The sequence below is a fragment of the Hyella patelloides LEGE 07179 genome (assembly GCF_900659865.1).
In the GTDB taxonomy this organism is placed as follows: Bacteria; Cyanobacteriota; Cyanobacteriia; order Cyanobacteriales; family Xenococcaceae; genus Hyella; species Hyella patelloides.
Map to the genome: position 1 here is coordinate 1 of NZ_LR214383.1, position 5790 is coordinate 5790.

A 5790-nucleotide genomic window follows, 5' to 3' on the forward strand; every position below is an offset into this window, starting at 1 on the left:
CACAATAGAGAAATCTTTGCTGCCCATAAAGCAAAACGTGGATTTGTTTGGGGCTAAAAACAGGTTAAAAGCTTTCTCTATTTAGAGTACAGTCTTTATCGATCGCTTTTTTCCGAAAGTCCAGCTATCTTGCTGTGTACCATCATCCGCATCAACGTCTGCACCAATTTTTAAACCATCTATAATTCCATGAGCAGCACCATTATTCGCACTAGTAGTACCGTAATTACCATTTGTACCACCATCATCAGGAGCATCGCCATAATCCGTTAGCTGGGTAATAGTGATTTGATAGTCTTCTACTTCTCCATCATCAGCTAAACCTGTAGGAGTAGTAGTATCAAAACTGGTGGTATCGGTACTTAGGCGGAAGCGAGCGTAGGTATTACCCCCAACAATATCTGTAGGAATATTATTGTTAGCATCACCATCACCATTATCCCAACTGAGAGTAGCTGAAGTCGCACCATCAGCTACAGAAGCAGAAACTGCTTCATCAGAATCAAAAGTACCAGAACCATCAAAGTCTATCCAACCGATGAGAGTTGCTGGATTTCCTGTGGTGTTATTAACGGGAATGCTGATACTGTATGAACTATTGTTGGTAGCTAAAGCGGGGAAAGAAGTAATACCATCTTCATCGTTAAGGCGATCGCTATTATCCGCATCTGCGGTACTATTTTGTAATGTGCCATTATCTTCATCGATAGTTTCGCCAATGGTTAAACCGTCAACAATGGTATGGGCTGCGCCGTTATTACTACTGGTAGTTCCGTAGTTACCATTAGTTCCACCATCATCGGGAGCATCACCGTAATCTGTCCCTCCTGCAATGTTAATTAGATAGTCTTCTACTTCCCCATCGCCAACTGTTCCTACAGAAGTAGTATCATCGATGGTAATACCGTTGAATTCAGTGCTGAGACGGAAACGAGCGTAAGTTGTTCCGCTAACAACACCTCCTGGAATACTACTCCAGTCGAGAGTTACAGGAGAAGTGGGATTGAGTGGAACGGAAATGCTAGTAGCTTCATCTGCTTCAAATGCACCATTACCATCAAAATCAATCCAACCAATTAAAGTAGCGTCTTCAACAGTATTCGTAACAGCGACATCAACACTGTAGCTGTTAGTACTCTTTGAGATAGGATCGAAGCTAGTAATGCCGTTTTCATCATCAGAACCAGAACCATCGTTATCATCAGCATCCGCAGCAATGTTTTGCAACGTACCTTCTTCGCCGTCTACTGTTCCCCCAATATTTAAACCAGTGATAATAGCGTGAGCAGCCCCACCATCACTGGCGGTGGTTTGATAATTACCAGGGCTGGTATTGCTAGCTGTATCAGGAGCATCACCATAGTCTACTTCAGCAATAGTAAGCTTGTAATCTTCAACTTCACCATCACCAATATCAGTAACAGAATCATCAGGAGTACTAGTAGTTAAGTTATTGTCTGTGCTGAGGCGGAAACGAGCATAAGTATCTCCAGGAGTGACACCGCTAGTTTGAGTATCAACACCAGTCCAAGTTAGGGTGTTAGCTGTTACGCCATCAGTGTTCAAACCGCCAGTGGTATCTAAACTAACTCCTTCATCAGGTTGGAAAATACCATCGCGATCCAAGTCTACCCAACCAACCAAAGTAGTTTCAGGAGTAGTGGTTTCAGTAACATCAACATCAAATATCGAGTAGCCTATTTCTGCATTGAGAGTAGTTGGGTGAACGCGAAAACGAATTATCGTATCCGCACTACGTGTAATATTAGAAGTGATATCAAGAGAAACACTGGTGGGAGAAGTAGCTGCTGCGGTATAAGATTCAATTAAAGTAAAGTTTGCTCCATTATCATTAGAAATATAGATTTCTAAAGGATCGTCAGCAGGGTTGATATTTCCTCCATCTTCAAACTCTTGATAATTAAAGTTAAGAGTAATATCATCCGTAGTACCTGAAAGATCGATTTTTCTCTCTGCTGCTCGACCATTATCGGTAATTTCAAGACTGTCAGCAGTCTCGTTAACTCGAACTTTTCCTGCATCGGCATCAGCATCTCCAGTAGTAGCATTAACATCTTCATAGGCAACCCAATCACTAGCCCAGCCACTACCTCCCTGATAGGCAGTTAATGCACCTGGGTTGTTATTGACAGCACTAAAATCATCACTAGCAAGAGTAGTAGTAATACTATCAGGAGCATTAACAATTACTTCTGCGCTATAAGAAGTATTGCTAGTGCTAATTACAGTACCATCGACAAAAGTGACACCGTCTTCATCATTTGTCCCAAGAGTATCATCCCCATCTGCATTGCTTCCAGGCGCACCGTCACTTTCACTATCAACCGTGGCACCAATACTCAAACCACTAACAATCTCGTGAGAAGCTGGATTATCAACTCCATCTGTATTGTAATTGGCATCAGGGGCATCACCGAAATCCGTACCACCACCAATAGTGATGGCGTAATCTTCTACCTCACCGTTACCGATTAAACCAATGGGAGTGCTACTGCTTAAAGTACCATCGCTGAGTCGCAAACGAACATAGGTCGTACCGCTTTGAATATCCGCTCCACTGGGAACAGTCCAATTGAGGGTTTGAGTCCCGTCAATATTAGTTCCTGAAACTAGATTGGATGCTTCTGTGGATTCAAACAGACCATCTCCATCAAAATCTATCCAACCGATTAAGTTAGCATTAGCTCCTGTAGTGTGACTCACATCAACGGTAACGGAATAGGTAGAACCTGAATCATTAACTGATAGAGCATCAAAAGAGGTAACGCTATCTTCATCATCGCTACCATCAGTAGTGTCATCTGCGGTTGCTCCAGTATTCTGTAGAGTACCATTATCTGCATCTACAGAACTTCCCAAGCTGATCCCTGTAATAATATTATGGGCTGCACCACCGTCACTAGATGTAGTCTCGTAGTTTCCTACTCCATTACCTGCACCAGTATCGGGAGCATCACCGTAGTCTACCCCGTTAATAGTTACTTCATAATCTTCTATTTCTCCATCACTCATTGAACCTGTGGGAGTACTGGCACTCAAGGTGCTATCTGTACTGAGTCGGAAACGAGCAAAAGTATTTCCTGCAACTACATCATCTGGGAAACTAGACCAAGTTAAGGTTTGATCTCCTGTTAAAACACCAGAAGCAGATACGGCTTCATCGGCATCGAATGTTCCCGACTGGTCAAAATCAACCCAACCGACGACTGTAACGTTTTGACTGTTGGTGTTAGTAACATTGACTGTAACGCTATAACTACCATCATCGGATTCAAAAATTCCACTATTGGTTAAGGTTACTCCATCTTCATCGTCTACCGAACCAGTGTCGCTATTATCATCGGCAGAAGCATCGGGGTTTTGCAATGTACCGTCATCTGCATCTATAGTGCCACCTAAACTCAAACCTGGGGTAATGGCATGATTGGGAGCATCAATTGCACTGTTGGTAGTGGTAGTTTGATAATCTCCTGTACCTGTTCCGCTAGAAGTATCAGGCGCATCACCATAATCAAATAACTGATCGATGGTTATTTGATAATCTTCTACTTCTCCGTCATCTGCTAAACCTGTGGGTGTGCTGGTATCAAAACCAGTAGTATCTGTACTCAAGCGGAAACGGGCAAAGGTATCTCCCGCAGTTATATCCCCTGGAATGCTATTCCAAGTCAGAGTTGCAGAGGTTTCTCCATTATTAACAGTAGCACTTACTGCTTCATCAGATTCAAAAGTACCAGAGCCATCAAAATCAATCCAACCAATTAAATTAGCTGTGCCGACTGTATTAGTTACAGGAACAGTAATACTATAAGTACTGTCATCGACTTCTAAAGTGGGGAAAGAAGTGATACTTTCTTCATCGCTTAAACCATCACTGTTATCTGCTGTAGCTGTACTGTTTTGAAGCGAACCATCATCGCTATCTATGGTATTGCCAATGCTCAAACCATCTACTATGGTGTGGGCTGCGCCGTTATTGGCACTGATTGTGCCATAGTTGCCATTGATTCCGCCATCATCGGGAGCATCACCGTAGTCTGTTCCGCCTAAAATAGTGAGTTGATAGTCTTCTACTTCTCCATCACTAGCTGCTCCTGTAGAGTAACTGGTATTTAAGAGACCATCGCGACTAATACGGAAGCGAGCATAGGTTGTTCCTGATTTGATACTACTACCACTGGGAATTGTCCAATTTAGGACTTGGGAAGAGTTAGCACTGGTAACTGTTGCACTAGCTGCCTCAGTGGAGTCAAACACACCATCCGCATTAAAGTCTATCCAGCCAACTAAAGTAGCATCTGCTCCCGTGTTCTCGTAGTTAACGGTAACAGCGTAATTATTTCCTGAGTTAGCGGTGCTGAGAGTAGGAAAAAGAGTGACCCCATCTTCATCATTGGGCGTGCTGTCGGTATCATCCGCATCGGCAGTGGTATTTTGTAACGTACCTGTATCGGCATCAATTTCTGTACCTAAATTGAGATCTGCGGTGATGATGTGACTGGCACCACCATCGCTTATTGTAGTTTGATAATTTCCGACTCCCGTACCACTGGAAGCATCTGGTGCGTCTCCGTAGTCCAAAGTAGTGTCGTTGAAACCAGCATCTAAAGTGAAGTTATTCTCGCCGAAATTTCCTGTAGTAAAGGCGCCGATCTTCTGAGATTTCTACATCTCCTAAAGCTACTTTTGTAGTGGCAGCAAAGCCATCCTTGTCTGCATCCCAGGCAATGTTGCCATCAATTGAATCTTGTTGGGTTTGATTGTTGCCGTGGGAATAGTCTCCTGCAATATTTGCCCCAAAAAAATCTTCAAGATTGATAAAGGTAGAAACGTTTCCTGTTGTGCCATCGACACGGTAGATAGTAGCGTTTCCCTGGGGTCCTATATCAGCAAAACGTTTTTGAAATGCCCCAAGGAATAAATCTTCTGTTTCTTCACTGTATGCCAAACCATTAACTGCCCCTACTTCGCCGATAGTTGCGTGGGCAGATTTAGTTGGAGTGTTACCACTAGCACTATGTAAAACCGAGACAATTGCAGTTTCCGTGCTATTAAAGAAGGAACCAAGAACAAAACAGGTGGTAATTAATGTAGGGTCTAAACCATCAGCTATGTAAAAATTAGGATTAAATAAACCTAAATTAGCAGTAGTATCTGTGCCAGTACCGTCATCAACAAAAAAGACACTAGAAACAGTAGTACTCTCTGCGCTAGATAAAGCTGTAGCCTCGTAGCTTTGAGGCACATTGGTAAACTCGACTCTTGCTGCAAGATCGCTAGGATTATCTAGAGTATAGTCTCCATTAGAATCAGTAGTAGTTGTGGCTGTACTACCATCAGAATAATATGCCGTGACTGTAATCCCTGATATGCCTACATCTTCCGCATCGCGATCTCCACTAGCAGTAGCACGTTTTTGACCATCGTTGTTAAAGTCTAAAAAAGCGTTACCACTTATGGTAGTTAAAACTCCAATATAATTTTGCTGTGTTTCGGCAGTAAAAGCTAATCGAGATTGACCATAATCGGTTGCTACATCTAATTCCCAATTGCCACCTTTCGCTGCATTACCAATGGGAGTAGTAGAGGCAGCAATTTCCGCATCAGTAAAATTACGTAACTTGGCGATAAATTCTGCACCAGCATCTCCCGCAGCAACGTTACAACCGTATAGGAGAATTCGATCCCCCCTGCCCCCCTTATCAAGGGGGGTGTGTTGTAGCATGGGGGGATTAAACCAGGTTTTTAAGTCTTTTGTATATTCATCTA

General features: G+C 42.9%; 2 protein-coding genes. Both read right to left on the bottom strand.

Going from position 1 to position 5790, the window contains the following annotated elements:
* Positions 1 to 81: 81 nt before the first annotated feature.
* Positions 82 to 4602 (bottom strand): beta strand repeat-containing protein, encoded by a 4521-nt coding sequence (locus H1P_RS34875; RefSeq protein ID WP_144876296.1) that lies wholly within the window; start codon positions 4600 to 4602, stop codon positions 82 to 84.
* A gap of 34 nt (positions 4603 to 4636) precedes the next feature.
* Positions 4637 to 5790 (bottom strand): DUF4347 domain-containing protein (locus H1P_RS34880; protein ID WP_144876298.1); only part of this gene is annotated, 1154 nt, incomplete at its 5' end.